The 26,209-nt window shown below is 61.9% G+C and carries 25 protein-coding genes; 12 read left to right on the top strand and 13 right to left on the bottom strand.

Annotated elements, in window-relative coordinates:
• Positions 1-11: 11 nt before the first annotated feature.
• Both D1227_RS12555 and D1227_RS12550 read right to left on the bottom strand, forming a co-directional pair.
• Entirely contained in the window at positions 12-1,829 is a 1,818-nt protein-coding gene (locus tag D1227_RS12555; protein ID WP_119374708.1) for an ABC-F family ATP-binding cassette domain-containing protein, read from the bottom strand.
• A gap of 47 nt (positions 1,830-1,876) precedes the next feature.
• Complete coding sequence (locus tag D1227_RS12550) at positions 1,877-2,716, bottom strand: ABC transporter permease (protein WP_119404921.1); 840 nt, start codon at positions 2,714-2,716, stop codon at positions 1,877-1,879.
• A 229-nt stretch (positions 2,717-2,945) separates the two neighbouring features.
• Here D1227_RS12550 and D1227_RS12545 point away from each other — a divergent pair, with 229 nt between their 5' ends.
• Complete coding sequence (locus tag D1227_RS12545; RefSeq protein WP_119374710.1) at positions 2,946-3,470, top strand: GcrA family cell cycle regulator; 525 nt, start codon at positions 2,946-2,948, stop codon at positions 3,468-3,470.
• Positions 3,471-3,539: 69 nt separating this feature from the next.
• Here the strand turns inward: D1227_RS12545 and D1227_RS12540 are convergent, their stop codons facing one another.
• The 10 genes from D1227_RS12540 to D1227_RS19800 all read right to left on the bottom strand — a co-directional run bounded on the left by D1227_RS12540 (position 3,540) and on the right by D1227_RS19800 (position 12,896).
• Entirely contained in the window at positions 3,540-5,291 is a 1,752-nt protein-coding gene (locus D1227_RS12540; protein WP_119404920.1) for a cation:proton antiporter domain-containing protein, read from the bottom strand.
• A 135-nt stretch (positions 5,292-5,426) separates the two neighbouring features.
• Positions 5,427-6,107, bottom strand: coding sequence for a TorF family putative porin (locus D1227_RS12535; protein ID WP_233349767.1), 681 nt, complete (start codon positions 6,105-6,107; stop codon positions 5,427-5,429).
• A gap of 157 nt (positions 6,108-6,264) precedes the next feature.
• Entirely contained in the window at positions 6,265-7,077 is an 813-nt protein-coding gene (locus D1227_RS12530; protein WP_119404919.1) for an SDR family NAD(P)-dependent oxidoreductase, read from the bottom strand.
• 74 nt (positions 7,078-7,151) lie between these two features.
• Positions 7,152-8,192: a hypothetical protein gene (locus D1227_RS12525; RefSeq protein ID WP_119404918.1), complete on the bottom strand. Its 1,041-nt coding sequence runs from the start codon at positions 8,190-8,192 to the stop codon at positions 7,152-7,154.
• Between the two features lie 6 nt (positions 8,193-8,198).
• Complete coding sequence (rlmH, locus tag D1227_RS12520) at positions 8,199-8,663, bottom strand: 23S rRNA (pseudouridine(1915)-N(3))-methyltransferase RlmH (RefSeq protein WP_119374714.1); 465 nt, start codon at positions 8,661-8,663, stop codon at positions 8,199-8,201.
• Between the two features lie 23 nt (positions 8,664-8,686).
• Complete coding sequence (gene rsfS / locus D1227_RS12515; protein WP_119374715.1) at positions 8,687-9,094, bottom strand: ribosome silencing factor; 408 nt, start codon at positions 9,092-9,094, stop codon at positions 8,687-8,689.
• Between the two features lie 39 nt (positions 9,095-9,133).
• Positions 9,134-9,730, bottom strand: a complete 597-nt coding sequence (gene nadD / locus D1227_RS12510; protein ID WP_267896854.1) for a nicotinate (nicotinamide) nucleotide adenylyltransferase — start codon at positions 9,728-9,730, stop codon at positions 9,134-9,136.
• A 39-nt stretch (positions 9,731-9,769) separates the two neighbouring features.
• The gene (locus D1227_RS12505) at positions 9,770-11,056 is read right to left on the bottom strand and encodes a glutamate-5-semialdehyde dehydrogenase (protein WP_233349754.1); all 1,287 of its coding nucleotides are present in this window, start codon (positions 11,054-11,056) and stop codon (positions 9,770-9,772) included.
• Between the two features lie 74 nt (positions 11,057-11,130).
• Entirely contained in the window at positions 11,131-12,585 is a 1,455-nt protein-coding gene (locus tag D1227_RS12500) for a TrkH family potassium uptake protein (RefSeq protein WP_233349752.1), read from the bottom strand.
• 47 nt (positions 12,586-12,632) lie between these two features.
• Positions 12,633-12,896: a hypothetical protein gene (locus D1227_RS19800; protein WP_147373302.1), complete on the bottom strand. Its 264-nt coding sequence runs from the start codon at positions 12,894-12,896 to the stop codon at positions 12,633-12,635.
• Between the two features lie 50 nt (positions 12,897-12,946).
• On the opposite strand from D1227_RS19800, the gene D1227_RS12495 reads away from it, so the two are divergent.
• From D1227_RS12495 to D1227_RS12450, 10 genes are read left to right on the top strand one after another with little or no spacing between them, the layout of a single operon-like run.
• Entirely contained in the window at positions 12,947-13,441 is a 495-nt protein-coding gene (locus D1227_RS12495; RefSeq protein ID WP_158586644.1) for a division/cell wall cluster transcriptional repressor MraZ, read from the top strand.
• The gene (rsmH, locus tag D1227_RS12490; protein ID WP_119404916.1) at positions 13,441-14,433 is read left to right on the top strand and encodes a 16S rRNA (cytosine(1402)-N(4))-methyltransferase RsmH; all 993 of its coding nucleotides are present in this window, start codon (positions 13,441-13,443) and stop codon (positions 14,431-14,433) included. Before D1227_RS12495 ends, rsmH begins: the two co-directional genes overlap by 1 nt.
• On the top strand, positions 14,430-14,747 hold the full coding sequence (gene ftsL / locus D1227_RS12485) for a cell division protein FtsL (protein ID WP_119374719.1): 318 nt from the start codon (positions 14,430-14,432) through the stop codon (positions 14,745-14,747). Before rsmH ends, ftsL begins: the two co-directional genes overlap by 4 nt.
• Complete coding sequence (locus D1227_RS12480) at positions 14,740-16,392, top strand: peptidoglycan D,D-transpeptidase FtsI family protein (protein ID WP_119404915.1); 1,653 nt, start codon at positions 14,740-14,742, stop codon at positions 16,390-16,392. The genes ftsL and D1227_RS12480 overlap by 8 nt, the downstream gene beginning before the upstream one ends.
• Positions 16,389-17,822: a UDP-N-acetylmuramoyl-L-alanyl-D-glutamate--2,6-diaminopimelate ligase gene (locus tag D1227_RS12475; protein ID WP_119404914.1), complete on the top strand. Its 1,434-nt coding sequence runs from the start codon at positions 16,389-16,391 to the stop codon at positions 17,820-17,822. Before D1227_RS12480 ends, D1227_RS12475 begins: the two co-directional genes overlap by 4 nt.
• A complete protein-coding gene (locus D1227_RS12470) occupies positions 17,819-19,306 on the top strand; it encodes a UDP-N-acetylmuramoyl-tripeptide--D-alanyl-D-alanine ligase (protein ID WP_119404913.1) in 1,488 nt (495 codons plus the stop codon). The genes D1227_RS12475 and D1227_RS12470 overlap by 4 nt, the downstream gene beginning before the upstream one ends.
• Positions 19,296-20,489, top strand: a complete 1,194-nt coding sequence (gene mraY / locus D1227_RS12465; RefSeq protein ID WP_119374723.1) for a phospho-N-acetylmuramoyl-pentapeptide-transferase — start codon at positions 19,296-19,298, stop codon at positions 20,487-20,489. The genes D1227_RS12470 and mraY overlap by 11 nt, the downstream gene beginning before the upstream one ends.
• Positions 20,490-20,499: 10 nt before the next feature.
• The gene (murD, locus tag D1227_RS12460; protein ID WP_119404912.1) at positions 20,500-21,924 is read left to right on the top strand and encodes a UDP-N-acetylmuramoyl-L-alanine--D-glutamate ligase; all 1,425 of its coding nucleotides are present in this window, start codon (positions 20,500-20,502) and stop codon (positions 21,922-21,924) included.
• Entirely contained in the window at positions 21,921-23,075 is a 1,155-nt protein-coding gene (locus tag D1227_RS12455; protein WP_119374725.1) for an FtsW/RodA/SpoVE family cell cycle protein, read from the top strand. Before murD ends, D1227_RS12455 begins: the two co-directional genes overlap by 4 nt.
• Positions 23,068-24,171 carry a UDP-N-acetylglucosamine--N-acetylmuramyl-(pentapeptide) pyrophosphoryl-undecaprenol N-acetylglucosamine transferase gene (locus D1227_RS12450; RefSeq protein ID WP_119404911.1) on the top strand — a complete coding sequence of 368 codons (1,104 nt, stop codon included), beginning with the start codon at positions 23,068-23,070 and terminating at the stop codon, positions 24,169-24,171. The genes D1227_RS12455 and D1227_RS12450 overlap by 8 nt, the downstream gene beginning before the upstream one ends.
• On the opposite strand, the gene D1227_RS12445 is transcribed toward D1227_RS12450, so the two are convergent.
• Positions 24,168-24,620 (bottom strand): DUF3291 domain-containing protein, encoded by a 453-nt coding sequence (locus D1227_RS12445; protein ID WP_119404910.1) that lies wholly within the window; start codon positions 24,618-24,620, stop codon positions 24,168-24,170. The two genes, D1227_RS12450 and D1227_RS12445, sit on opposite strands and share 4 nt — an antisense overlap.
• Positions 24,621-24,775: 155 nt before the next feature.
• On the opposite strand from D1227_RS12445, the gene murC reads away from it, so the two are divergent.
• The gene (gene murC, locus D1227_RS12440; protein ID WP_199288322.1) at positions 24,776-26,209 is read left to right on the top strand and encodes a UDP-N-acetylmuramate--L-alanine ligase; all 1,434 of its coding nucleotides are present in this window, start codon (positions 24,776-24,778) and stop codon (positions 26,207-26,209) included.

The following is a 26,209-nucleotide window of genomic DNA, read 5'->3' as shown; positions in this document are numbered from 1 at the left end:
TGGGTTAGGCGTCAGCCCTTGGCGGCGATCTCTTCTTTCAGCGCCTCGATCTCCAGCCAGTCTTCCTCAGCCTTATCAAGGTCTGCCCGCGCTTTATTCAGGCGCCCGGTCAGTTGCTCGAACTTTTTCGGGTCCGCGCTGAACAAGTCGGGATCGCCCAGTTGTTTCTCGAGGTCTGCAATTTCCGCTTCCAGGCGAGGCAGAGCGGCTTCGACTTCCTTTAGCCGGTGCTGGTCCTTGAAAGAGAGTTTGGCTTCACGTTTGGGGGTGTGAGCGGGCGCCTGGGCCTTGGGTTTGTCCTGCGGCGGTGGCGCGGCGGCCTTGCGGGAGGTCAGCGATGGCACCTGCTGCGCGGCATCGCTCCACCCGCCTGCCGTTTCGACCCATTTTCCCTTGCCCATCGGCACCAGGCAGGAGGTGACAATCGCATCGAGGAAGGCGCGGTCGTGGCTGACCAGGATCAGCGTGCCGTCAAACTCGCTAAGCATCTCCTCCAGAAGGTCGAGCGTCTGCATGTCCAGATCATTGGTCGGTTCGTCGAGGACCAGAACGTCAGCGGGTTTTGCAAGCGCGATGGCGAGGGTCAGCCGGTTGCGCTCACCGCCGGACAGGGCCGAGACGGGCTGGCGCAGCTGTTCAGGCGAGAACAGGAAGTCCTTGGCGTAGGCGGCGACATGCTTCGACTTGCCTTGCACCATGATCGCGTCACCGCCAGCAGGCGCGAGCGCCTCCCACAGCGTATCGCTTGGTTTCAGGGTTTCCCGCGTCTGGTCCAGATAGGTCACGGTGAGGGCCTGGGAGAGTTTTACCGAGCCCTTGTCCGGCGCGATTTCCCCTAGCAGGAGCTTGAGCAACGTCGTCTTGCCGACACCATTGGGTCCGACAATGCCGATGCGGTCGCCCTTCAGGATACGCAGTGACAGGTCATCAACGATGATTGTGTCGCCGAACGCCTTTGACAGGCCGAAGGCTTCCAGCACCTTGCGGCTCTGGCTGTCGCCGCTTTCGGCCGAGAGGCCGGCCGTGGACTTGCTCTCGTTTAGCAACGACTTCTGTTTTGCGTGCTGGGACCGCAGCTCATGCAGCCGGGCCAGCCGGCCCATGTTCCGCTTGCGCCGTGCGGTCACGCCGCGGGCGAGCCAGTGCTGCTCCTCCTTCAGCTGCGTCTTCATGCGCTGCAGCTGCTTTTCCTCTTCGGCCTCGATGCCGGCTGCCCAGTCGTCGAAGTCGGCATAGCCGCGCGGCGACTTCCAGACCTTGCCCTGCCGCAGCCAGAGGGTCGTCGTCGTGACGTTTTCCAGGAAACGCCGGTCGTGACTGACCAGCAAGACCGCGCCAGGAAAGGATTTGAGGCGTTCTTCCAGCGTCTCGATCATCGGCACATCGAGATGGTTTGTCGGCTCATCGAGCAAAAGGATGTCGGGGTCCTTCGCAAAGGCGCGGGCGAGGGCTGCCCGGCGGATCTGGCCGCCTGAAAGCGTTTTCGGACTTGCCGTCGGATCGATGCCGAACAGGCCAAGCTCTGCCTCGGCCATCCAGGTTTCATCGGCGCCTTCGCTAGCATAGTCGAGCACCGTGTCGAACGCCGAGAGATCAGGCTCCTGTTCGACAGTGGCGACCACCGTACCAGGCTGCAGCCAGAGCTCCCCGGCATCCGGCTCGTGCCGGCCCGTGACGAGCCGCATCAGCGTCGACTTCCCCGCGCCGTTGCGTCCGACAAGTGCAGCGCGCTCGCCCTTCGCCAAGGTAAACGTCACACCTGTGAAGATTGGCGTGCCGCCGAAGGTCAGCTCGACATCGGCCAGACGGAGGATGGGAAGTTCTGCCATATTGTGTGTGGTGCGCGCGCTTGGCGCGGCTCGTCAAGCCGGTCCTGTCAGGCCTTGAGCTTGTAGCCGATGCGGAACAGCCACCAGACCCAGACACCAGCGAGGAATGTGAACACGCCGGACGCGATCACACCCACCATCAAGTCTGAGTTCGACACGCCAATGAAACCGGCGCGGAAACCGTCGATCAGATAGAAAATCGGGTCGAAATGGGCTGCTGACTGGAACGGTTCGACGAGCACCTTGATGTCGTAGAAGGTGCCGGACAGGAAGGTGAGCGGCACGATGACGAAATTGGTAACAGCAGCGAGGTGGTCGAACTTCTCAGCCCAGATGCCGCCAACGGCCCCAAGGGCTGCCAGGAAGATGGTCGCCATCAGGCTGAACCAGATCACCGGCCAGATGTTCGCGATGTCGAGACTGGCCAGCCCCGAGAAATGAATGGCAAGCGCACCGATGATGCCAACCATAAGTCCTCTTGTGACAGCGCCGAAAATAAAGCCGAGCGTGAGCTCGAGCGGTGAAAGCGGCGGCATGAGGAAGTCGACCTGGCTGCCCTGCACCTTGGCGATGGTCAGCGATGAAGACGTGTTCTGGAAAGCGTTCTGCAGCATCGACATGATGACCAAGCCGGGCGCGAGGAAAGAATTGTAGTCCAGGCCGGCAAAGTCGCCTGTCAGCTCACCGCGATTGCCAAAGGCAAGCTTGAAGACAGTCATGAAGAGCAGTGTCGTGATAACGGGCGCAAACAGCGTCTGCATCCAGACCTTCAGGAAACGGCCCACCTCGCGCTTGTAGAGTGTCCAGAGGCCGATCCAGTTGATCGCGCCATAAGATCTTGGCGGCTTCGGAAGTGGGCGGGCGGCTGCAGAAATCTCATCGGTCATCGCCGCTATTTAGGGGCGCAATCGCACAATGACGATAGGTAAGTGACGCGAATCGAATGATTTTTCTCAGCTTTCCACAAACTGCTACTAGATATAGAAAGGTTGTGGAGAAGAGATATCAGGATATTGTGTTTCATTTCGCCGCTGATACGATATCTAGGTGTTAACGGGGGTGGCTGAAAACAGCTGCTACAACATCTAGGGGTGCAAAGCGCCAGGAGGCAAGTACATGTCTTGGACGGAAGAACGCGTCGAGGTTTTGAAGAAACTCTGGGCAGAAGGTCACTCGGCCAGCCAGATTGCAAAGCAGCTTGGCGGGGTGACCCGCAATGCAGTGATCGGCAAGGTTCACAGGCTCGGCCTGTCTGGCCGTGCAACGCCATCCCGCCCGGTCAAGCGTCCGCCGCGCCTGGCGCGTCCGAAGCCGCGTATCCGGCCCGATGGTGTCTCGCCGGCAACAGAGACCAATCTCGATGAGACCCGCATTCGCCGTTCCGATCAGGACGCGATTGTCTCGGCACTGCAGCCGGCTCCTGTAGCTGACGGGGAAGCGGCGACCATTCTCACGCTGCGTGACTCCATGTGCAAATGGCCGATTGGCGATCCGGCCGATCCGAAATTCGCTTTCTGCGGACGCAAGTCGGATTGCGGTCCGTACTGTTCCGAGCACGCGAAAGTTGCCTTCCAGCCGCAACGCAAGCGTGACCGCAAGCGCAACGATGATGAAGCTTACGCCCGTCGCATCGCAGGCTAGGCCGGCGCAGACTTCACCAGGTGTTTTCGTGAAGAAGCCAGTCCCCAGGGGCTGGCTTCTTTGTTTTTGCTAGGCCGCTTCGGTTTCCACTGAGCTGGCCGTCTGATCGCCGGGTGCGTCGACATCGAAGCGGTCTGCCTCGCGTGACATCCATTCGACGACCTTTTCTTCGTCGACGCCGAGCTGCCGAAGCACGTCGGTTGCCATCTCGATGCCGGTCGGCAGGCCCATGGACAACCAGGCGCGCATGCCCAGCTGGCTGAACCGCTGGCGGTCGGCTTCATTGTCGACGGAAACGAAGCGCGGCGTATCGGGAAACTCCCGCTGTGCAGCAGGTGTGAGATCGCGTGACGTCTCATAGCGCGGTGCACCAATCACAACCGCACGCGGATTTGGTCCGGCAACGGCCTCGACCAGGCGGAGATTGGCTGCATTCCCGAAGGAGACCTTGTAGCCGTCCGCGATGGCCGAGACGAACCGTTCCGGCTCGGCGTCGAGGCAGACATGCGGAATGGAAAAGTCCGACAGGGCGTCGGCTGCCAGGCGCCCAGCCGGCGACATACCGAATATGATCACCGGGCGGTCTGGCGCGACGGGCGTGATTTCGTTCACCGGACGCGTCTGCCCCTTGAAGATTGACGCGACCTTTCTGGACAGGCGCATGCCGGCGGAGGCCCAGACAGGCGCAACCGCAAGGGAGAGAGCGATGGCGCTGACGGCAATCGTTGCGACCAGTGGCGGGACGGCGTCGCTGGTTGCGGTCAGGATGGAAAGGACAACAAGCGTAAACTCCGATCCCTGCGCGAGAAGGAAGGTCAGCTGGACGCTCCCTGGATTGCTCCACTTGTTGAGACGGGCGGCGGCAAAGCCGAACAGGGTCTTCACAGCAAGAATGGCGGCAGCGCCCGCCAGGACGAGCGGCCAATGAGATGCGAGAACGCCGAGATCGACGCTAAGCCCGACCGACATGAAGAAGAAGGACAGGAGGAGGCCGCGGAACGGTCCCGTTTCCATCTGAACCTGGTGGCGAAACGCTGTTCCCGACACGGCGAGTCCGGCGAGGAATGCCCCAAGCGTCAGGGACAGCCCGATCTGTGCTGTTGCAGAAGCGGCACCGAGCACAAGCAGCAGGGTGACGGCGGTGAACGCTTCCTGGTTGCGTGTCTGGGCGAGGCCCTTGAAGATCGGCCCCATCAGGTAGCGGCCAGCTGCGAAGGCTATGACGAAAGCAATGACGGCGTAGCCAGCTGCGATGGCGAGATCCAGGGCGAGCGCCATGCCATCAGTGCCCTGTCCCAGGGAGTTCGCGAATATCAGGAGGAAGATCGCGACGATGTCCTGGAAGATGAGGACGTGCGTTGTCGAGCGGCCAAGCGGACAGGAGCCGAGGCCGCGTTCTGCCATCACGCGTGAGACAACGGCGGTCGAGGACAGGCCGAATGACAGGCCAAGGGCCAGGGCGACCGGCCATTCCAGTCCGAACAGGGCAAGCGCGATTGTGAATGGCACGCTGGTAAAGACGAGATGCGCAGGTGCGAGACCGACAAGGTCCCGGCCGCTCTCTCGTATCTCGCGCAATGACACATGCAGGCCGATGTCGAACAGCAGGAAAACAACCCCGAGTTCAGCGAGAAGGTGCGTTGTCGCGCTTTCCTCGATCAGGCCGAAGGCGTGCGGGCCGATCAGGATGCCGACGGCGAGGTAGCCAACGATTGGAGACAGTTTCAGCGCTTTGGACGCGAGTGCAGCGGCGCCGCCGGCAGCCAGCAGCGTCATCGCCGGGATCAGCGCGTCTACAGGGGTTGTTGCTGCATCAGCCATTCCAGTCTCCTGCTACTCGATATGGAGCAGCTTGGGGGCAAAAGAAAGACCGCTGCCCGACGGATCGGACAGCGGCCTGTTTTCCTGACCGGCGATTACAGGAGGGCAATGCCGGTCGGGAAGATGGGTGTCGACTTACATTGCGCGAGCAATGGTGAAGATGATGGAGCCATCATCGTCGTCGAGGTCGGTGCCGACATAGCGAAGGTCGAAATCGAAGCCTTCGGCAGACGTGGTCAGGCCGACCGAGTAGTCGGTATAGTCGACAAAGCCTTCATCCTCGTCACCGGCGGAATAACCGACGGTCGCGTCGAGGCCGAAGCTCTCACCCAGCGGAACGCCAGCGCTGAGAGCGTAATAGAAGGCCTGGCCGGTTTCGTAGTAGAATTCCGGCGAGTAGGCGATGGACGCACCAATGTCGAGGAATTCGCCGACCGTGGTGCTGCCGCCAGCGTAAAGCTCGACGAAGTTCTGTTCCGGCTCATCCGGAGCATCCGGATAAAGGTAGTAGATCGCACCGATGTCGAGGTCGAAAACGCCAACGGTCGGTGTGAAGCCGGCATAGATGTCGATTTCGGTCGACGTGCCGTCGCCGAAGTCCACGCCCGAAGCCCAGGTGCCGACATAGAAGGAGTCGGAAGCCCAGTCGAAGCCACCGGAAACCATGGGTGCGCCGTCGGTTTGCGAAATACCACGGAACTTGTAGTCGCTCGTCAGTGCAACGTTTGCGCTCCATTCGCCCTCAGCCAGTGCAGGGCCAGCAGCAACGGTTGCAGCGATTGCCATAACAGCAAGGCGTGTGAATGATTTGCTCATAAAGTACCTCCTTTGCATCCTCATCACGGTGCGAATTTGGAGGTGAGAGCAGGCCTTTATCTACGTTTGACAGCGTACAGACGGTAATTTTTGCGCCGCAGCACGAAATTCGGGCAGCCTGCGCAAAATCCGCCTGTAAAAAGTGCTGTTTCGGGTTTCAACGTGCGCTGAGGGGAGCGAATCCGAGGTGCATTCCGGCATCGACCAGCAAGGTTTCGCCGGTCACGTGGCGCGAGCTGTCGGTTAGAAAAAACACTGCAGAATCAGCGATGTCATCGGGTCCGCTCGCCACGCCAAGCGGCGTTGTCCGGGCGACTCCCTCGGTCATGCGCTGGTACTGTTCCTCATCAAGACGATCCTTGAACCAGCGCGTTCCGATGAAGCCGGGGCAAACAGCGTTTACCCGTATCTGAGGCGCCAATGCGCGCGCCAGGGACAGTGTCATGGTGTTAAGTGCGCCCTTGGTCGCAGCATACGCGACCGAAGAGCCGATTCCGGTCACGCCGGCAATTGATGAGACATTGAGCACAGCCGAGGCGCGTCCCGTATTTTCACTCGCCTTGACCAGCAGCGGCTTGCAGGCCTGCATCATCAGAAACGGCCCGGCGACATTGATGGCATAAGTGTCCATGAAGTCCTGCCGGGTGAGAGCGTCGAGGTCAGAGTGATCCCGTGCGTGCCGCGTTATCCCGGCATTGTTGACCAGAATGTCGAGCTGGCCCCATCCGGCGGCGGCATCGGCGAGTTTGCGGCAGCCTTCCTCGGTCGATACGTCTGCGGGAACGAGCTGTGTCTGGGCACCAAGCTCGTTGCACGCTGCAACCGTCTCTTCAGCCTCGCTGATGCTGCGGGTGCAATTGATGATGAGGTCGGCGCCGCGTTCGGCGAGCTTGATGGCAATCGACCGCCCTAGGCCTGTCGCCGATCCCGTCACCAGTGCCTTGCGTCCTGCCAGATCCTTTTCAGCCATGTCTGCGTCCTCCTTTATCCGTGTTTTCAATTGCTTTGGCGCCAGCAGCGGCGGGCGTCAAACAGAACCTCGGTTTAGCGCGCCCGAATCGACCAGGTTAGAGCGTTGTCACCTGGCTGTGCTTCGATATCCATGAAGGCCCGGTGCGAGTGCACGGCCCCTCGCCAGAGTTCGATCCAGCAGGCCAGCAACGTCTCGCGGGCCTCTTCGTCCAGCCCTCGGACGATTCGCAGGCCGGACTGTTCGATGCGGACATGATCGCCGTCCGGGATCACCTGGCAGGTGTCGCCCATGCCGGCAAACATGGCGGACAGGAACGCGGCCGCTTCGGCCGGACCGCCATCGACGGCGCCAACGCTTGCGGCCATGGCGTGGTATTGCTGCAGGCCGGTCAGCCGCGCTGAAAGCTTTCCAAGCTCCAGGGCACGATCTCGCCCGAGCACCGCGCACAATTTCCGCACACCGTTGCGGATGTACTCCATTGCGTAATTACGATTGGCCTTGGCGAGGCGATCCTCGTTCCATTCGCCAGGTGGCGGAGCTGGCTGGGCATCAGGGTCGTAGGGCGGCGGCGATTCGTCAGGACGGAACTGCAGGCGCTCATCCGGCGTGAGATCTTGGTCGAATTCCTGGAAATAGCCGCATAGGCCGAACTGCCCTGTCATGTCTTCGGAAACGCATACAAAGCCGAGCCTCGGATTCCTGAGGCTGACGCCGTTCTGGGCGTACCAGCCTTTCAGAAAGCCGCGGCTCGCCTCGACCGGTACGCCGCAGATCGCGGGGCCGGCATACATCCAGCGCGGATAGCGAAACCGCACCCAGGCCTTGGTTTCGCTCTCTTCTATGTATTCGACGCCGACCCCGCCCATATTGTTGGACAGGACATGGTAGCGTGCGCAGGCCACTGCGTCGGGAAGACCGTCCAGGCCGAGTTTCTGGAAGCTGGAGAGAAACTTCTCTTCATGCTGGGCGCGAAACAACCGGAACATCCAGTCACCGACAATCTTCGGGCCTTCGCGTGTGGCGACCATCAGTTCCAGGCCAAGCAGGTATTGGTGATGCAGGTCGGCCTGTGCCCGGATGGCGGCGAGTATCTTTTCGGATGCTTCGGACATGGCGGATCAGGCCTTGTGATAGGGCAGGCCGGCTTCGATGCTGACGGCCCGGTACAGCTGCTCGGCCAGCATGGCGCGCACCATCCGGTGAGGCCAGGTCTGTTTCCCAAAGGCCATGGTTTCCGGCACGGCCGACTGAATGGCCTTGCCATAGCCCTCCGCCCCACCGATCAGGAAACAAAGGTCGGGCACGCCGCGGTCGCGTAGGGTGGCTATATATGTCGAGAAGGCTTCGGACCGATGTTCGCGGCCATGTTCGTCGAGACGGATGGTGTGGGCACCTTGTGGCAGTTTCGCGAGAAGCCGTTCGGCTTCTGCCTCCATGCCTCCGCCGCTGTCGACCTCAATCAGGTCGATTGAGCGAAACCCGAGCGCACGTCCTGCTTTGCGGAAGCGGTCGAGATAGTCGTCGCAAAGCTCAGCTTCAGGGCCGGATTTCAAACGTCCGACGGCAAGAATGGTAATACGCACGGATCCCGTTCAGCCGACGGCGCTCAGGCGTGGCCGTGGGCGCTGTCGTCAGACCAGATCTTTTCAAGATTGTAGAAGGCGCGAACTTCCGGACGGAACAGGTGAACGATGATGTCACCGATATCCAGCAGGACCCAATCTGCGTTGGGAAGGCCTTCCAGCTTGATCGGACGGCCGGTGGCATCCTTGACGGTTTGTGCCAAGTGATCGGCAATAGCGGCCACGTGCCGGGCGGAACGTCCGGACGCAATGATCATGATATCGGCTAGAGAAGATTTACCTTCGAGATTGATGACAGTGATGTCTTCAGCCTTGTCATCCTCGAGCGAGCTTATGACGGTATCGGCAAGCGCGCGGATATCGTCAACGCTGACAGTGGCGGCCTTGAGTGGCTGCGTGTGGGTAGCAGGCAGGGTTTCGGTTCCTTTCATCTCGAGTCACCAATTTATAGCACGCGTTGCCCTTGCCCTCTAGCGTTTTTGGGCGGCAGTCCGCAGTTCTGTCGAGGATGTCCGGTCGAAGGGGGCTTTCAGATAGACCCAGGCAGGCGGTTCGCAATCGGCCAAAAGAGCCGCATCCCGTTCGCGCAGGCGGCAGGATGCATAACGGTGCGCGAAGGGCGAGCGCAAGGCGCGTGGGCCAGCTGAGGGGCGCGATACAACGCAGATTGGCAGGGTTTCGGCAACCTGTTGCCATCGGTACCAGTCATGGAAGTTCATCAGGCTGTCTGCGCCCATCAGCCAGACAAAATTCGCATGCGGACAGTGTTGGATAAAGTGACCAAGCACATCAGCCGTGTAGCGTACGCCGGCCCAGTGTTCAAAATCGCTGACAAACATGTTCGGGTGATGACCGATCAGTTCGCGCACGGCATGCAGACGTTCGTAGAAATCGGCCGGTGCCTGCTTCAGCGGGTTGCCGCGCGCAGGGAGCCAGTAAATCCAGTCCAGCTTCAGACGCTTCAGCGCAGTCTGTGCGACGTGCATGTGCCCTGAATGGGGTGGGTCGAAACTACCGCCAAGCAGGCCAATCCGCTGGCGTGTGCCGGAGGGCGGCAACGTCCGCACGGGTGGAAGAAAGGCTGAGCTCAACAGACAGGGGCCATACTAGGGACGTGTCTCGCCATGGCCACGAACGACGTATTTGAAAATGGTCAGCTGCTCGGCTCCGACAGGGCCGCGCGCATGGATGCGGCCGGTCGCGATCCCGATCTCGGCCCCCATGCCAAATTCACCGCCATCGGCAAACTGGGTCGATGCGTTGTGAATGACGATGCCAGCATCGACCTGGTTGAGGAAACGCTCAGCTGTTGATGCGTTTTCGGTTATGATCAGTTCGGTGTGGCCGGTGCCGTAATAGGCGATGTGATCGAGTGCGGCATCGAGGTCATCGACAATTCGTACCGAGAGGATAGGGGCGAGGTATTCCGTTCGCCAATCTTCTTCAGTCGCCGGTGTCATATTCGGCAGGATCGCGCGAGCCGCACCGTCTCCGCGCAGTTCGCAACCTGCGTCGCGCAAGGGTGCAGCGATCGCGGGCAGGAGGGTCTTGGCGACAGTGCGATTGACCAGCAGTGTCTCAAGAGCGCCGCACACACCGGTTCGCCGCATTTTGGCATTGAGCACGATATTGACTGTTTTTTCCGGATCGGCATCAGCGTCGACATAGGCGTGGCACAGGCCTTCAAGGTGCCCGATGACCGGCACGCGAGCATCCTGCTGGACGCGTGAGACCAGGCCTTTGCCGCCGCGTGGAACGATGACGTCGATCTGTCCCTGCAGGCCCGTCAGCATGTAACCGACCGCATCGCGGTCCGTTGTGTTGACCAGCTGGATTGCGTCCTGCGGCAGTCCAGCGCCCTTGAGGCCGGAGCGCAAGGCAGTTGCGATGGCCAGGGCCGACTGCAAGCTTTCACTGCCGGCCCGGAGAATGGCGGCATTGCCAGAGCGCAAGCAGAGCGCGGCAGCGTCAGCGGTCACGTTCGGGCGGGCTTCATAGATGATGCCGATCACTCCAAGCGGCGTGCGTACGCGGGCGATGTCCAGCCCGGACGGGACTGTCCAGCGGGCGATTTCCGCACCGACCGGGTCCGGCAGGGCGGCGACTTCGCGGACGGCCTTGGCAATTGACTTCACGCGCCCTGAATCCAGCGCCAGCCGGTCCAGCATGGCGGGGGTGAGTCCCTTTTCCCGCGCAGCGGCCATATCCCGCTTGTTTGCGTCGAGGATCAGACTCTCGGCCGCCTCGAGCGCGCTCGCCATGGCTTCAAGCCCTTCGGTGCGCTGCTCGGGAGACAGGGTCGCAAGCCGGGTCGATGCGGTACGCGCCCGGTGGCCCATGTCGAGCATGGATTCTTCAAGTGTCATCTCGTGCGAACGGGAAATCTGGCTCATGGGCAGCGTTTTGCCGCAAAGCTGCGGGTGCCGCAACTATACGATTGCGCAAGCTTTTCTGCAGCCAACTCTGTTCAGCCGCGCCAGAAGCGCGCGGTCAGCAGGGTGAAAACGGCGACGAATTCAAGCCGGCCGAGCAGCATCGCGGTCAGGCAGACCCATTTTGCCATGTCGGAAAGCGGCTGGAACGTGCCGGATGGGCCGATCTTGGGCCCGAGGCCTGGGCCGACATTGGACACCGATGTCGCCGATGCCGAGATCGACGTCAGAAGGTCTTCGCCCGTCATAGAGATCAGGATCGCGGCAACAACGAAGGTCGCCATGTAGAGAAAGACGAACACCATCACCGATTGCAGCGTATCTGACGGAATGGTGCGCCCGGCATAGCGGATACGGACCACCCGGTTTGGGCGGACGATCTGGGCGGCATAGGCGAGCACAGCCTTGAAGCTGATTTCCAGCCGGAACATCTTGATCCCGCACGCTGCTGAGCCCGCGCACCCGCCAAGAAAGGTTGCGATCAGGAAGACTACGACCGCCGGCTCTCCCCAGGTGTCGTAGGGCGCCGAGGCATAACCTGTCCCGGTCATGATCGAGATGATGTTGAAAAGGGCTTGCCGAAAGCCGTGGAAGATATGGTCGAAGATCGGCGGATCGACGACTGCCTCATGCCAAACGACGATGGCCGTCGCGAAGCTCAGGGCCAGGAAGGCATAGAGGCGGGGCTGGGGGTCGCTCAGCATGGGGCGCCACCGGCCATGCAGGATCAGCAGTGTCAGCAAGCTGAAGGGCAGGCCGGCAATGAACATGAAGACTGTTGCGGCATAAGCGGCCGGGGTGTCGGAGAAATGGGCGAAGGACGCATCATGGGTGGAGTAGCCACCCGCGGACATGGTTGTCATGGAATGCGCGATGGCGTCGAAGGCGGACATGCCACATGCCGCGTAGCTGAGCGCGCAGGCGATCGAAATGATCACATAGACAATGCCAGTCTGCGCGGTGATTTCCGTGATGCGCGGCAGAACCTTTCCGGACACGTCGGAGCTTTCGATCTGGAACAGCTGCATGCCCCCGACGCGGAGCATGGGCAGGATGGCAATGGCCGTCACGATAATGCCGATGCCGCCGATCCACTGGAGGATGGCGCGCCAGAGCAGGATTCCACGGGCGGTCGTGTCGAGGCCCGTCATCACGGTCGCCCCGGTCGTGGTCAGACCGGACACGGCTTCGAACATCGCATCGGTGAAGGACATGCCATAACTCATGAACGGGAAGGTCGCGATGACGGGCAGGACAATCCAGATGAGGGTTGTCAGCAGGAAAGCTTCTCGGGTCGTGGTCGATGGCGGCGCCCCGCCGGACAGGACAGCCAGACCAGAGCCGATAAGGATGCTGATGGCCGACGATATCAGGAAGATGTGCCAGTCTTCCGACCCGTCAGCGATGTCGAGCAGCGCGGACGGAATCATCGCAATGCCCAGCAGGGCAATCATCAGGCCGATGGCAAATATGACGGCGCGAACTTGCATGTCGGCGAGCCCTTACCACTGAAAGTCCTGAGAAGCCGTCAATTTCTTCATCCTTGCCAATTGCCTGGGCAAGCTGATGGGCGGCCACGCAGCGTATCGTTTCGCCTGCAAAAAAATCTGTGCTTTTCTTTCGCTTCCTTAACACTCTGTAAATCAAGAGTTTTCAGAAGGTTAACGCGCCAAGTCGCCAATGTTTGCGGCGTGCGTTCCGATATTTTCGCAATATGTTCTTTTTCTGATCTCTTGTGGAGCAAGCGAATCGTCAGGCTTGCCCATTGGTTCCCAAGTAAGCCCATGCTATCCCAAATCATGATGAGATTGTCCCAAGAAGTGGGGCAATGGGGCACAAGGGAATCGGTTGGTGTTTGTTTCCACCTACGAAACATCGCTCGATGCAAAGGGCCGGGTTTCCGTGCCCGCCCCCTTCCGCGCGGCCCTGTCGGGCGGAAACCGCGTGTTCCTGTGGCCTGCCATTGACGGGTCCGGCTGTCTTGAGGGCGGCGGTGACGAGCTGATGTCCCTCTACCGCCAGACCCTTGCGCGCATGGCACCAAACGATCCCAACCGGCGCGCTTTCATGCACACCATCTTTACCCGGTCTGCGGATCTGAAAATGGATGATACCGGCCGTATCACCATCCCGCCGGCACTGCTGAAGGCGGCCGGTATAGAGAAGCAACTGGTCTTTGCCGGTTCGTTTGATCGTTTTCACATCTGGGAACCGTCCCGCTTCGCTGAATTTGACGCGCAGATGGCCGAAACGGCGCGCGACAATCAGGACGCAATGGCTGAGCCGTTCCAGCAGGCGATGGCTGCGGGTGGGCTGCCCGGGCTCGGCAATGCAGGGGGCGAGTGATGGGGCACAAGCCGGTTCTTCTGGATGAAGTTGTCGCTGCCATGGCGCCCAAGGCTGGCGAAGTGCTGGTCGATGGGACCTATGGCGGCGGGGGATATGCTCGCGCGCTGCTGGCCGCCGCCAAGTGCCGCGTGATCGGTATCGACCGCGATCTCGACGCCATTGAGCGTGCCTCCGCCGCGGCTGAGGCGGAAGATCGTCTCATTCCTGTCCTTGGCCGGTTCGGCGATATGCGCTCGCTGGTCAACGAAGCAGGGTTCGAAACCGTTGATGCCATCACGCTCGATCTTGGCGTGTCCTCCTTCCAGCTCGACCAGGCGCATCGCGGCTTTTCCTTCATGCGCGACGGGCCGCTCGACATGCGTATGGGCCGGTCCGGACCAAGCGCGGCTGACGTCGTCAACCAGATGGATGAGCATGATCTCGCAACCATCTTCTTCCGTCTGGGCGAGGAAAAGCAGTCGCGGCGCATCGCGCGTGCGATTGTGCAGCGCCGCCTTAAGGCTCCCTTCACCACAACCCTCGATCTTGCCGACCTGATCGAAGAGGTTCTCGGCGGCCGGCGCGGGGCTCGCACTCATCCGGCCACAAGGAGCTTCCAAGCGATCAGGATGTTCGTGAATGACGAACTTGGCGAGCTCGCACGGGCGCTTGAAGCGTCGGAATTGCTTCTGAACGAAGGCGGACGGCTCGTCATTGTGACCTTCCATTCGCTGGAGGACAGGATGGTGAAACTCTTCATGCGCGAACGTTCCGGCCTTCAGGGCGGCGGCTCGCGTCATTTGCCTGAAAAGGAAGACGCAGCGCAGCCAAGCTTCGACATGCCGTCGAAAAAGGCCATCGAGCCGTCAGACGCCGAGCTGGAGGTCAATCCCCGGGCGCGCTCATCGAGGCTGAGGGTCGCTGTCCGGACCGATGCGCCTGCCATGGCGAGGCCGGTAAGCACGGGTGTCGATTTGCCGTCGCTTGAGCTGGTGGAGGCTTCCTCATGAGCCGGCGCGCATTCCTGATTGGTCTGGCCGTTATCGGGTTGCTGATTTTCAGCCTGTACCGGGCAAAATACGGCGCGCGCGAAAGCGCCGAAGAGATAGCGGCTGTTGAAGCCGAAATCGCTGACGCCATTGAGGAGCGCAAGGTATTGCTCGGTGAGCTGAGCCACCTGTCACGCCAGGAGTGGATCGAGGAATTCGCCCGCAACGAGCTTGGCATGGTCCCAGCCCGCGCAGAGCAGTTCGTGCGCGCTGACGATCTCGACCGAGTCATCGGGCCCGCCGAAAAGACGGACGGGGAGGCGGGCGATGAGTGATGTCGTGCGTTCCAGTCCGGCTGAGGGGGCTTCACTGCGCACCAAGCTGGTGTCCATGTCCCTGTGTCTTGTCTTCGGAATTATAGCCGTGAAGGCGGGCATGGTTGCCATCAACGGCCCGGAGGGCGAGGCGGGCGTTGCCCGTGCATTCGAGCAGCCCGTCCAGCGTGCAGACATTGTCGACCGGGACGGGGAGCTTCTGGCGACATCCGTTGCGGTCTATTCGCTGTTCGCCGATCCTCGCGCGATCTGGGATCCGGCCGATGTTGCCACTGGCCTCGCCAAAGTTTTTCCGGATCTCGATGTCGATGAGCTGACGGCTGATCTCGGTAATCGGGACCGGGCCTTCGTCTGGGTACGTCGCGGCCTGACGCCGCGCCAGCGCCAGGCGGTGTATGAGCTTGGTCTGGAGGGGCTCGGCTTCCGCGAGGAAAGCCGCCGGGCCTATCCGCGCGGGACGCTTGCCGGGCATGTTCTCGGCTATGCCGGCACGGACGGGCAGGGCCTGGCCGGTGTGGAATATGCGCGCGATGGCGATCTTGCCAATGGTGGCGACCCTCTCAAGCTGACCATCGACTCCAACGTCCAGTTCGCGCTCGAGGCGGAGCTTTCGGCTGCTGCCGGGGAGTATGATATTGAGGGCGGCGCAGGCGTTGTCCTCAATGCGCGCAACGGTGAAGTGCTTGCACTGGCCAGCTGGCCGCCGATTGATCCGAACCGTGCACACGAGCTTTCCATGGACGATCCGGCGCGGCTTAACCGGGCCTCCGGCGCCGTGTTTGAACTCGGGTCAGTCTTCAAGCCGCTGACAGTCGCCGCCGGACTCGATACTGGCGCAATCCGGCCGAGCGACCAGTTCGATGTTCGTGAGCCGCTCGTCATTGCCGGGCGCATGATCGACGACACGCACCCAATCGGTGGTCATGCGACGCCAACGAAGATCGTGGCCGAAAGCTCGAACATCGGCACCGTGAAGATTGCCGTGATGCTTGGTGCGCGCCGACAGCAGGAAATGCTCGCCAATCTCGGTCTTTTCGAGCGCTCGCCGATCGAGCTGGCAGGCAGTGCGGCGCCGATCCTGCCGCAGCAATTCGATGAGATCCATGCTGCGACCATCAGCTATGGCCACGGTATTGCCGTGTCGCCCATCGCTTTTGCCAGCGCCTTTTCGATCTTCGCGAATGGCGGGGAGCTGGTCGAGCCGACCATTATCATGGATGGCAAACGCCGGCGCACACGCCGCGTGATATCCGCGCCGACAGCAGCTCTCGTGACCGCGATGCTGCGCGATGCTGTCCTCAGCGGCACGGGCGAACATGCCGAAGTGGCGGGCTACCGGGTGGCCGGTAAGACTGGCACCGCGGAAAAGCCCGTTGCGGGCGGTTATTCCGACGAGGCCAACATGGCCTCCTTCGCTGCCATCTTTCCGGCAGACAGCCCTGATTATGTCGTATTGATCGTGCTCGATGACCCCAAAGAAGGAGCGAGTCGCGGACGCACAGCAGCATGGAATGCGGCGCCGACGGCTGGCCGGGTGATCGAACGCATTGCGCCCATGCTGGGTGTCGAGCCTAAATTCGAGCAGCTGGATCCGGTCGAAGGCCCGATGGTTCGCTCCGTCTCTGAGAGAAGGAGTTCGCTATGAATCTAACTGATCTGTTTCCTGGGCGCGACCTGCCCGCCATCGAGGTGACCGGCCTGTCTGCGGATAGCCGGAAGGTAAAGCCCGGCTTCATCTTTGCCGCCTTGCAGGGTGTCGCCGCCGATGGGCGGGACTATGTTCCGCAAGCGATTGCGAATGGTGCGATTGCCGTGATTGGCAAGGATCTGCCGGCGCTGGGCGATGCCGTCGCGATCGATGTGGACGAACCGCGCCTGGCTCTGGCTGAAGCGTCGGCCGCGTTCTATGGACGCCAGCCGGAAACGGTCGTTGCTGTGACGGGAACGAATGGGAAAAGTTCGACTGTCGATTTCCTGCGCCAGATCTGGGCAGCGTCGGGCCTCACTTCAGCTTCAATGGGCACGCTTGGTGCGATCGGTCCGTCGGGCCGGATCGATCTTGGGCATACGACGCCGGACCCTGTCGCGATCCATGAAACGCTCGCCACGCTCGCCGATCAGGGGGTAACGCATTGCGCCATGGAGGCGTCTTCCCACGGCCTGGTTCAGTACCGTCTCGACGCGGTCAAGCTGGCGGCCTGCGCCTTCACGAACCTGACGCAGGACCACCTCGACTATCACAACACGATGGAGGAGTACCGCGAGGCGAAGCTGCGGCTCTTCTCCGAGCTTACACCGCCCGGATCGCCGGCAGTGGTCAATGCCGACAGCCCGGAGCGCGGCGCCTTCGAGGCGGCGGCAAAGGCGGCCGGGTTGCGCCCGGTCTCGGTCGGCTGGCGCGGTGACGACCTGAAGATCGAGGAACTGATGCCGCGCGCGACCGGGCAGAAGCTGTTCCTGAAATGGCGCGGCGAATCCTTCGAGGTCGAGCTGCCGCTGATCGGTGAGTTCCAGGCGCTGAACGCACTGACGGCAGCCGGCCTTGCGCTGTCCCTTGGCGCGTCTGTGGCTGACGTTTGCAAGGGCATGGCGCAACTGGAGCCGGTCAAGGGGCGCCTGGAGTTTGTTGGCGAGACCAAGGATGGCGCGGGTGTCTTCGTTGACTATGCGCACACGCCGGACGGCCTTGATGTTCTGATCCGAGCGGCGCGCCCACACACCGCCGGCAAGCTGGTCGTGATATTCGGCTGCGGCGGCGACCGCGATCGCAAGAAGCGCCCGCTCATGGGTGAGATTGCAGCAAAGCATGCAGATGTCGTGATCGTCACCGATGACAATCCGCGTTCTGAAGACCCGGCTTCCATCCGCAAGGCGATCCTGGAAGCGGTTCCGAACGGTGTCGAGATTGGCGATCGCGGTCAAGCGATCCGCAAGGCTGTCGCCGAACTCAGCAAGGGCGACACGCTGCTGATCGCTGGCAAAGGCCACGAGACCGGGCAGATCATCGGCTCGACCGTCATTCCGTTTTCCGATCAGGAGGCTGCAAAGGCCGCGCTGGAGGGCGTCAACGCATGACACGCCCGCTCTGGTCCTCCGATGAGATCGCTGCCGCAACGGGTGGCAAGGTCACCGCACCGTTTGAGGTGACAGGCGTTTCTATCGATACGCGCACGCTCGAGCCGGGTGACCTGTTCGTCGCGCTGACCGATGTGCGCGACGGCCACGATTTCGTTTCCAATGCATTCGAGGCGGGGGCAAGCGCAGCCCTTGTCAGCCGCCCGCTCGAGGGCGTCGACGGCCCGCTGGTCATTGTCGATGACGTGCTGACGGCGCTTGTCGCCATGGGCGTGTTCGCACGCGAGCGCGCCGAAAACGCTGTGCGTATCGCCGTCACCGGTTCCGTTGGCAAGACGTCTGTCAAGGAGATGATCGCTCGGATTCATCGCGGACAGGGCAAGGCGCACTGGTCGGTCAAGAGTTTCAACAATCACTGGGGTGTCCCACTGACGCTGGCGCGCATGCCGGCCGAGACGGAATTCGCTGTGTTCGAGATCGGCATGTCCACGCCGGGTGAGATCGCCCCTCGCTCGCACATGGTGAAGCCGCACGTGGCCGTCATCACGAAGATTGCGCCGGCTCATCTGGAGGGCGTCGGTTCCATTGAAGGGGTGGCACGCGAAAAGTCTGATATCGCTGCAGGCCTCATTGAGCCGGATGGCGTCGTCGTGCTGCCGGCGCGCGATGCGATGCTTCCCAGTCTTGTCGATCACGTCCGCGGGCTGAAGCCGGACGCTGCCATCGCCGTGTTCGGCCAGGATGGAGATGGCGCGAAGCTGGACTGGATAGAGAATCGCGACGGCTGGTCCTGGGTGGAAGCCTATTCGACCGCTGGCGGCATGAGCCACATCGCGCTCGATACGCTGACCTGCAAGCTCGACGTAGAAATCCATGCGGTAGGCGAGCACTGGGCCGACAATGTCGCCTGCGCGCTGCTCGCGGCTAGGCTCAACAGTTCGATCGACCTCTATCAGGCCGCCCTCGACCTTTCAGGCTATGCCCCGCCGCCCGGACGCGGAACAGCTGAGACGCTTGCACTGCCCGACGGCGGCGAGGTGATTCTCGTGGACGATGCGTACAATGCGAACCCCGCCTCCATGCGCGCAGCGCTATCAAGCTTTGCAGCCCGCAAGGGTGCAAGGCATGTCGTTGCGCTAGGGGAAATGCTCGAAGTCGGCGCGACTTCAGAAGCTGAGCATCGCTCGCTCGCCGAGCCGATCCTCGCCTCCGGCGCCACTGTTGCGTTTCTCGCGGGAGAGGGGATGAGGCCGCTTGCAGATTCGCTTGAAGGGAGAATCGAGACCCATTGGGCGGTCAAGGCAAATGAGCTGGATTCGCTTGTTAAAATCTCCTTAACGAACGGCGATCTCCTCTTGATCAAAGGCTCGAATGCATCCGGGATGGGCCGGCTCGCTGAAAGACTGCGCCAATGGAGCGCCGCAGGCGGGCAGGTGATGGATGGTGGCCCAGAACGGGCCGCAGGGGGTGCGAATGCTGTATGAGCTGCTAGCAGCCGATGACGGGCTTTTCCGCCTGTTCAACTATACGACGTTCCGGACCGGTGGTGCGGTCGTCACGGCGTTTCTTTTTTCTGTTCTGACGGGCGACTGGATCATCAACCAGCTTCGCGCACGCCAGGGCAAGGGCCAGCCGATTCGTGACCTCTCTCTGGAAGCCCAGCTGTCCAAGCGCGGAACGCCAACCATGGGCGGTTTCCTCATCTGGATCGGCATTCTCGTCGGTACGCTTCTCTGGGCCGACCTCGGTAATCCGTATATCTGGACGGTCCTTTTCGTCAGTCTGTCCTATGCGTTTCTCGGGTTTTTCGACGATTATGCGAAAGTCACCAAGCAGACGGATGCGGGGGTGTCGGCGAAGGTGCGCCTGCTGATCGAGTTCCTTGTCGCGGCGCTCGCAGGCGCTTTCATCATGGGGATTCACGGCGCTCATACGCCGCTCGGCCATGCTGAGTGGGGACCGCTGAACGACCTGGCGCAGGCGATTGCCTCACTGGCGCCGGAAACCTCCGTCGAGCCGAACGACCAGAGCTTTTCGGGTGGTGTCGCCGTGCCGTTCGTGAACGATTATTTCGTGCCGCTGGGCGGGCTGTTCATTGTCTTCGCAATGATCGTGATTGTCGGCGCAGCCAATGCCGTGAACTTTACCGATGGTCTCGACGGGCTCGCCATCGTGCCGATGATGTTTGCCGCCGCCTCCTACGCTCTGATCGCCTACCTGACCGGCAACTTTGTTTTCGCTGACTATCTCGGCATCCAGTTCACGCCCGGCGCGGGTGAAATGGGCGTCCTGCTCGGCGCCATGATCGGCGCTGGCATGGGGTTCCTGTGGTACAATGCCTATCCGGCAAAGGTCTTCATGGGCGACACCGGCTCGCTTGGTCTTGGCGGCCTCATTGGCGTGGTCGCTGTCGCGGTGAAACACGAATTTGCCCTTGCCATCATTGGCGGCCTCTTCGTCATTGAGGCGCTTTCGGTGATGATGCAGGTGTCCTGGTTCAAGATCACTCGCAAGCTGACCGGCACTGGCAAGCGTATCTTCCTGATGGCACCGCTGCATCATCATTTCCAGAAGCAGAACTGGCCGGAAACCCGTGTGGTTGTCCGCTTCTGGATCCTGTCCGTCCTGTTCGCCCTCGCGGGCCTTGCAACACTGAAGCTGAGGTGAGGCAGGCCAGATGATCCCGATTACCGAGTATGCAGGACGTGATGTGGCAGTCTTCGGACTGGGCCGCACCGGTCTGGCCGCCGCCAAGGCGCTCAGAGCCGGCAAGGCACGTGTGCATGCCTGGGATGACAATGAAGAGACCCGTGCGCGGGCAGAGGCGGCCGGGATCCCGCTATCGGACCTGAACAAGCGGGACTGGCAAAGTTTCGCAGCCCTGGTGCTGTCGCCGGGCATTCCCTACCGTTTCCCGCAGCCGCACCGGCTGGTTCGCCTGGCCCAGATGACCAATGTGCCGGTCGTGGGCGACATGGAACTCTTCGCCCGTGCTGTGCAATCGCTGCCGGAACGGGCCCGCCCGAAAGTGGTCGGGATCACCGGTACCAACGGCAAATCGACCACCACGGCGCTCATCGGACACATCCTCAAGGAATGCGGGATGGATGCCCGCGTCGGTGGCAATATCGGGACCGGCGTGCTCGACATGGCGCCGCTGCACGCCAATGCCGTCTATGTGCTGGAGCTGTCCTCCTACCAGCTCGACCTTGTAAAGAGCCTGCACTGCGATGTGGCGGTGCTGCTCAATATCTCGCCTGACCATCTCGACCGCCATGGCGGTATGAAAGGCTATATCGATGCCAAGCGCCGCATCTTCCTGAACCAGCAGCCGGGCGATACCGCCGTGATTGCCGTCGATGACACGATCACCCAGACCATTGCCATGGACCTTGCCACGCGCGGCGGGGTTCGCGTCAGTCAGGTTTCGTCTGAGTTTGCCCTTGGCCGCGGTATTAGCGCGGTCGATGGCAAGCTCTATGACAGCCTGCTTGGCAACGCCGTTCGCGTTGGTGACCTCAGCGAAGCGCCGACCCTGCCGGGGCGGCACAATTTCCAGAACGCCGCGGCGGCCTACGCCGCTTGCCGGTCACTTGGTCTCGAACCGGGCCGCATCTTCGACGCCATCCGCTCGTTCCCCGGACTGGCTCATCGCATGGAGCAAGTCGGTGAAATTGAGGGCGTGCGCTTCGTCAACGATTCCAAGGCGACCAACGCCCAGGCGGCCGAACAGGCGCTACGGGCCTATCCGAAGGTTTACTGGATTGCCGGCGGTGTGCCGAAAGCCGAAGGCATCGGCCCGCTTTCCCCGCTCTTCAACCGGGTTACGAAGGCTTATCTTATCGGCGATGCTGCCGACGCGTTCTCGCGAACGCTTCAGGGCAAGGCGGCCTATGAGATCTCTGGTACGCTCGATGAGGCGGTGTCGCACGCCTATCAGGATGCCAAGGCATCCGGCGAGGACAGTCCGATCATCCTGCTCTCGCCAGCCTGTTCGAGTTTCGACCAGTTCAAGGACTTCGAAGCGCGCGGCGAGGCCTTCCGCCATATCGTTCAGGACCTTGGTGGCAATGCGCTCGTCAGCGTGAAGGAATCAGCATGAGCGTCCAGTTCGGCGATACGCTGATCCTGCCGCGCTCCGACGAGTCTCATCTTACTGAATGGCGCCGCAGCGTCGATTGGCAGATCATGATTGCCGCCCTGTCGCTGCTGGGGCTTGGGCTGATGCTGTCGCTGGCTGCAGGTCCGCCCGCAGCTGAGCGGCTTGGCCTCGACGATGCCTTCTATTTCGTCAAGCGTCACAGCGTCTTCGCGGTCGCCGCGGCTGTCGGACTGGTTGCCGCCAGCATGCTCGACGCGGTCTGGGCGCGGCGTATCTCGGCTGTCGTATTCTGCGGCTCTTTCGTGATGCTGACCGCGATCCTGATTATCGGTCATGAAGCGAAGGGCGCGCACCGGTGGATCGAGATTGGCGGCTTCACGCTGCAGCCTTCGGAATTTGCAAAGCCGGCCCTGATCGTTCTGTCCGGCTGGCTGCTGGCGCAGCGCCAGCTCTTTCCCGGCGGGCCCTGGGCCGTGGTCGCGCTGGTCTTCTATGTCGTTACCCTGGGCCTTTTGCTGCTGCAGCCGGACGTCGGCCAGTCTGCGCTGCTGACAGCAGCGTTTATTGTGACCTTCTTTGTGTCGGGCCTGCCCTGGAAGTGGGCATCTATCTTCTTTGGTGGCGGGGTTGCATTGTCACTGACGCTTTATGCCCTGCTGCCGCATGTGCGCTACCGGGTGAACAGCTTCGTCAATCCGAGCGAATATGACACCTACCAGATCGACAAGGCGTCCGAGGCGATTGCGCGCGGCGGTCTGCTGGGTGTCGGTCCGGGCGAGGGGACGGTCAAAACCCATCTCCCGGACGCCCACACCGATTTCATATTCGCTGTCCTCGGCGAGGAATTCGGCTATGTCGCAGCGATCGCGCTGATCGGTCTTATCACTTTCATCTGCTGGCGCGGCCTGCGCGCGGCGTCGCGTGTGCGCGACCCCTTTCCAAGGGCGGCCGCTGCCGGACTCTTTGCACTTTTCGGCCTTCAGGCTGCCATCAATATCGCCGTCAATGTGAGCCTTATTCCACCGAAGGGCATGACCTTGCCCTTCATTTCCTACGGAGGCTCATCAATGCTTGGAATCGCGTTGACTCTGGGCCTCGCTCTGGCGCTAATCCGCCGCCAGAGTGCAGCTGCCTGGAGAGAGCATGGCTGAGACCGATAGCGGCAAACCCCTTGTTATCATTGGTGCTGGCGGGACAGGCGGGCATATGTTCCCGGCTGCGGCCTTTGCCGAAGAGATGCGGTCGCGCGGCTGGCACGTCGGCCTGATGAGCGATGCGCGGGGCCTGCGCTATGCTGAAACCTTCCCGGCAGACTGGAAGGAGGAGGTCCGTGCGGCCAGCCCGAATCTGCGCAAGCCCTGGACGCTGCCGGGCGCTGCACTGAAAATCCGGGGTGGCATCAATTCAGCAGCGCGCACGATGAAGCGCCTGAAGCCGGCGCTTGTCGCGGGCTTTGGTGGCTATCCGGCCTTTCCGGCCCTGAGCGCGGCCAGCCGGCTCAAAGTCCCGATCCTGATCCACGAGCAGAACGCGGTTCTCGGCCGGGTCAATCGCCGATTCTCGGGCAAGGCGGCCATTGTCGCGTCCGGTTTCGAACGGCTCGACCGGCTACCGGGCGGCGCTGTGCACCATCCGGTCGGCAATCCCGTCCGTGCCCCCATTGCGGCCAAACGGGAGGTGCCGTTCCCGCCGATGGATGGTGAGCTGACCGTCTTCATCACAGGTGGCAGCCAGGGCGCGAAGATCCTTGGCGACATCATCCCGCTGGCCATCGCGAACCATACACCCGCGACGCTGCGCGCCCGTCTCAAGGTCGTTCAGCAGGTGCGTGAAGAGCAGATGGATGCGGTTCGGGCCATCTATGAGAAGGCCGGCCTCGACCATGAGCTCAAATCCTTCTTTTCTGACATGCCGGAACAGCTGGCGGCAGCGCATATGGTTATCGCGCGGTCCGGCGCCGGTACCGTCAGCGAAATTGCAGCGGTCGGCCGCCCGTCCATCCTGATCCCGCTGAAGATCGCCATGGACAATCACCAGGAAGCCAATGCCGAAGCCCTGGTCGACGCGGGTGCAGCGGACATGATTGTCGAGGACAATCTCTATCCCAACCTCCTCGGCGAGCTGATCACCGTGCGCCTGCAGGATGAGATCGACCTCAAGAACCGGGCGAGCCTTGCCCGTGTGACCGGAACAGTAACAGCAGCGCGCGATCTGGCTGATCTCGCAGAGCAGGCCGCGCGGCGCTAAACGGCAGCTTTTAGCCAGTCCCAGCCAAACGCCTCGTCGCTATCCCCGTCAGCCCGCAGCTTGGCCAGCTTCGCCTTGGCCTCTTCCAGCGTCGGCTTGTGCCCCTCGTTTACCCACCACATGACGAGGTACATCTCGTCGAGCACTTCGAACCACTCATGTCGGCGGTCCCAGAACTTCCTGTGCACCGTGCCCCAGACGAAGCGTTCGAGGCTGGCGGCGTCTTCCCAGACCGAGAGGTTCGGTACGAGCAGGGGGTCGTCTGGAAAAGCGGGCGCGTTGGGGTCGTGGCCAGGATCATTCAGCCCGTCCAGCATCCAGACAAAGCCCGGCATCCGCCTTCCGATGCCGTTGATGAGTTCGAGCGCATCCATGAAGGGTTTGACGCGCGGATCGCCGGTCGGCGCTATGAGCCGTCCGACATTCATCTGGGCAAGGTGCATCGTCATGGCACCAGTTTGCCCGGCAATGCGGCCTGCGCAAGCCCGAATGCCCTGAAATTGCCTCGCTGCCGTCATGCTGCGCATCCGGGTGCTTGCCTAGATGTGCCAGCGCACGCTACGCCAAGGAAACATTCCCCATGCCCTTTGAAGAGCCCGCTTCCATGACGCTCAAACCTTCTCCCTTCGATATCGGCCCGGCACACCTTGTCGGGATCGGCGGCATCGGCATGTCCGGCATTGCCGAGATCATGATGAACCTCGGCTACAAGGTGCAAGGCTCCGACGTGAAGGACTCGGCCAATGTCGAGCGGCTTCGCGAGAAGGGCGCGACAGTGCATATCGGGCACGCGGCTGAGAATGTTGCCGGGGCCGGGGCGGTCATCATCTCGTCGGCCATCAAGGGCGGGAACCCTGAGGTCGAGGCGGCGCGTGCGCAGGGCATCCCCGTCGTGCGACGCGCTGACATGCTGGCCGAAATCATCCGCATGAAGTGGACCGTGGCCGTCGCCGGCACGCATGGCAAGACGACCACGACCACGATGGTTGCTGCGCTGCTGGATGGCGCGGGAATCGACCCGACCGTGATCAATGGTGGGATCATCAATGCCTACGGCTCCAACGCCAAGGCGGGCACGGGTGACTGGATCGTGCTCGAAGCCGATGAAAGCGACGGCACGTTCACAAAGCTGCGCGCCACCATCGCCATCGTCACGAACATGGACCCTGAACACATGGAGCATTACGGCTCCATGGAGGCGCTGCGCAAAGCCTTCGACACCTATGTCGGCAACATTCCCTTCTATGGTTTCGGCGTGCTTTGTACCGACCATCCGGAAGTGGCCGCCATGGTGAGTCGGGTCTCGGACCGGCGGATCATCACCTATGGCTTCAACCGTCAGGCCGATGTGCGGGCGGTCAACCTTGCCTCGGATCCGGATGGGGTGACCTTCGACGTCATGGTGCGCGGGCGGCTTGGACGGCCGGACATGGTGATGGAAGGCGTGCGCCTGCCGATGGCGGGCGACCACAATGTTTCCAACGCACTGGCGTCGATCACGGTCGCCCTGGAGCTTGGCGCCAGCGAGGCGCAGATCAAGCAGAGCTTTGCGAATTTTGGCGGTGTGAAGCGGCGGTTTACGCCCGCCGGGGAATGGACACCGGCGGGCGCCGGGGAAGATGGGCGCATCCGCATCATTGATGATTATGGCCACCACCCGGTCGAGATATCCGCCGTACTCAAGGCGGCGCGGGCGATGCAGGGTGCAAACCGCGTTATCGCCGTGGCCCAGCCGCACCGTTATTCGCGGCTGCATGACCTCTTTGCCGACTTCTCGACCTGCTTCCGCGAGGCGGATATCGCCCTCATTGCGCCTGTCTATGCGGCCGGTGAAGACCCGATCGATGGGGCCTCGCATACCGAGCTCGTTTCCAGTATCCGCGCCCACGGCCACAAGGATGTGCGCGCCTTGGAGACGCTGGACACGCTGCCCGACATCATCCGCGACATCGCGCAGCCCGGCGACATGATCGTCTGCCTTGGCGCGGGCGATATTACCAATCATGCCAATGCTTTGGCCGGGAAGCTGGGTGGCTGA

The organism is Henriciella mobilis, from assembly GCF_003576315.1.
In the GTDB taxonomy this organism is placed as follows: domain Bacteria; phylum Pseudomonadota; class Alphaproteobacteria; order Caulobacterales; family Hyphomonadaceae; genus Henriciella; species Henriciella mobilis.
The sequence above is the reverse complement of the archived record's forward strand: the minus strand, read 5'-3'. Positions and strand labels throughout refer to the sequence as shown.

What these genes read in the sequence shown, in the direction of transcription:
- D1227_RS12555 (WP_119374708.1), bottom strand. Translation starts at nt 1,829, where the DNA reads ATGGCAGAACTTCCCATCCTCCGTCTGGCCGATGTCGAGCTGACCTTC.
- D1227_RS12550 (WP_119404921.1), bottom strand. Translation starts at nt 2,716, where the DNA reads ATGACCGATGAGATTTCTGCAGCCGCCCGCCCACTTCCGAAGCCGCCA.
- D1227_RS12545 (WP_119374710.1), top strand. Translation starts at nt 2,946, where the DNA reads ATGTCTTGGACGGAAGAACGCGTCGAGGTTTTGAAGAAACTCTGGGCA.
- D1227_RS12540 (WP_119404920.1), bottom strand. Translation starts at nt 5,291, where the DNA reads ATGGCTGATGCAGCAACAACCCCTGTAGACGCGCTGATCCCGGCGATG.
- D1227_RS12535 (WP_233349767.1), bottom strand. Translation starts at nt 6,107, where the DNA reads ATGAGCAAATCATTCACACGCCTTGCTGTTATGGCAATCGCTGCAACC.
- D1227_RS12530 (WP_119404919.1), bottom strand. Translation starts at nt 7,077, where the DNA reads ATGGCTGAAAAGGATCTGGCAGGACGCAAGGCACTGGTGACGGGATCG.
- D1227_RS12525 (WP_119404918.1), bottom strand. Translation starts at nt 8,192, where the DNA reads ATGTCCGAAGCATCCGAAAAGATACTCGCCGCCATCCGGGCACAGGCC.
- rsfS (WP_119374715.1), bottom strand. Translation starts at nt 9,094, where the DNA reads ATGAAAGGAACCGAAACCCTGCCTGCTACCCACACGCAGCCACTCAAG.
- D1227_RS12505 (WP_233349754.1), bottom strand. Translation starts at nt 11,056, where the DNA reads ATGAGCCAGATTTCCCGTTCGCACGAGATGACACTTGAAGAATCCATG.
- D1227_RS12500 (WP_233349752.1), bottom strand. Translation starts at nt 12,585, where the DNA reads ATGCAAGTTCGCGCCGTCATATTTGCCATCGGCCTGATGATTGCCCTG.
- D1227_RS19800 (WP_147373302.1), bottom strand. Translation starts at nt 12,896, where the DNA reads ATGATTTGGGATAGCATGGGCTTACTTGGGAACCAATGGGCAAGCCTG.
- rsmH (WP_119404916.1), top strand. Translation starts at nt 13,441, where the DNA reads ATGGGGCACAAGCCGGTTCTTCTGGATGAAGTTGTCGCTGCCATGGCG.
- ftsL (WP_119374719.1), top strand. Translation starts at nt 14,430, where the DNA reads ATGAGCCGGCGCGCATTCCTGATTGGTCTGGCCGTTATCGGGTTGCTG.
- D1227_RS12480 (WP_119404915.1), top strand. Translation starts at nt 14,740, where the DNA reads ATGAGTGATGTCGTGCGTTCCAGTCCGGCTGAGGGGGCTTCACTGCGC.
- D1227_RS12475 (WP_119404914.1), top strand. Translation starts at nt 16,389, where the DNA reads ATGAATCTAACTGATCTGTTTCCTGGGCGCGACCTGCCCGCCATCGAG.
- D1227_RS12470 (WP_119404913.1), top strand. Translation starts at nt 17,819, where the DNA reads ATGACACGCCCGCTCTGGTCCTCCGATGAGATCGCTGCCGCAACGGGT.
- mraY (WP_119374723.1), top strand. Translation starts at nt 19,296, where the DNA reads ATGCTGTATGAGCTGCTAGCAGCCGATGACGGGCTTTTCCGCCTGTTC.
- murD (WP_119404912.1), top strand. Translation starts at nt 20,500, where the DNA reads ATGATCCCGATTACCGAGTATGCAGGACGTGATGTGGCAGTCTTCGGA.
- D1227_RS12455 (WP_119374725.1), top strand. Translation starts at nt 21,921, where the DNA reads ATGAGCGTCCAGTTCGGCGATACGCTGATCCTGCCGCGCTCCGACGAG.
- D1227_RS12450 (WP_119404911.1), top strand. Translation starts at nt 23,068, where the DNA reads ATGGCTGAGACCGATAGCGGCAAACCCCTTGTTATCATTGGTGCTGGC.
- D1227_RS12445 (WP_119404910.1), bottom strand. Translation starts at nt 24,620, where the DNA reads ATGACGATGCACCTTGCCCAGATGAATGTCGGACGGCTCATAGCGCCG.
- murC (WP_199288322.1), top strand. Translation starts at nt 24,776, where the DNA reads ATGACGCTCAAACCTTCTCCCTTCGATATCGGCCCGGCACACCTTGTC.